Source organism: Bartonella tribocorum (genome assembly GCF_002777915.1).
Classification (GTDB): domain Bacteria; phylum Pseudomonadota; class Alphaproteobacteria; order Rhizobiales; family Rhizobiaceae; genus Bartonella; species Bartonella tribocorum_A.
Genome location: NZ_NJGE01000074.1, coordinates 1 through 1,017 on the forward strand (window position 1 = coordinate 1; position 1,017 = coordinate 1,017).

The window sequence follows — 1,017 nt, forward strand, 5'->3', positions numbered from 1 at the left end:
GACAGAAGCGGTGAATGGTTCGCAGCTTTACGAGACCAATGATAAGGTTGCGAACTATTTTGGTGGTGGTGCTAAGTACGAGAATGGTGAGTGGACAGCCCCAAGCTTCAAGATAGTGAGCTTTAAAGATGATGGAAGTTCTGAAGAGACGAGCTATGATAATGTTGCTGCTGCTTTTGCAGGCATGAATACTTCTTTCACGAAGCTTCATCATGATCTTTCAGACAATATTGAGCAGAATGCGTTGTTATGGAGTGATAATGACAATGCATTTGTTGCGACGCATGGAACTGAAGGTGATAAGAAGAACAGTAAGATCACGTCTCTAGCGAATGGCAGTGTCACGAAAGATTCAACGGATGCGGTGAATGGTGGTCAGCTTTATTCGATGAATAATACGTTAGCGAGCTATTTTGGTGGCGGTGCTAAGTACGAGAATGGTGAGTGGTCCGCTCCAAGCTTTAAGGTTCACGCTGTCAGTGAAGATGGAAGCAAGGTTGAAGAGAAGAGCTATGATGATGTAGCGAAAGCGTTTGCAAGTGTTGGTAGCTCTTTCAGTAATCTTCATAATGAAGTGACGAATGCTGTTAAGAATATTAACAATCAGATTGACCAGGTTGTTAGTGACAGTCTTGTAAAGCAAGATGATGTGAGCAAGGTTATTAAGATAGGAGCGGAGAAAGAGGGTGCAGCAATCAGCATTGCAAACAGTGACGGTGCCTCCCGTAGTCTCTCTGGAGTAAAAGCAGCCACCCTTTCAGCGGTTTCGACAGAAGCGGTGAATGGTTCGCAGCTTTACGAGACCAATGATAAGGTTGCGAACTATTTTGGTGGTGGTGCTAAGTACGAGAATGGTGAGTGGACAGCCCCAAGCTTCAAGATAGTGAGCTTTAAAGATGATGGAAGTTCTGAAGAGACGAGCTATGATAATGTTGCTGCTGCTTTTGCAGGCATGAATACTTCTTTCACGAAGCTTCATCATGATCTTTCAGACAATATTGAGCAGAATGCGTTGTT

The 1,017-nt window shown here is 44.0% G+C and carries 1 pseudogene; it reads left to right on the plus strand.

Annotation, left to right across the window (positions count from 1 at the left end):
• Nucleotides 1-1,017 (plus strand): annotated as a pseudogene (locus CER18_RS09730) (hypothetical protein); the annotation flags it as partial.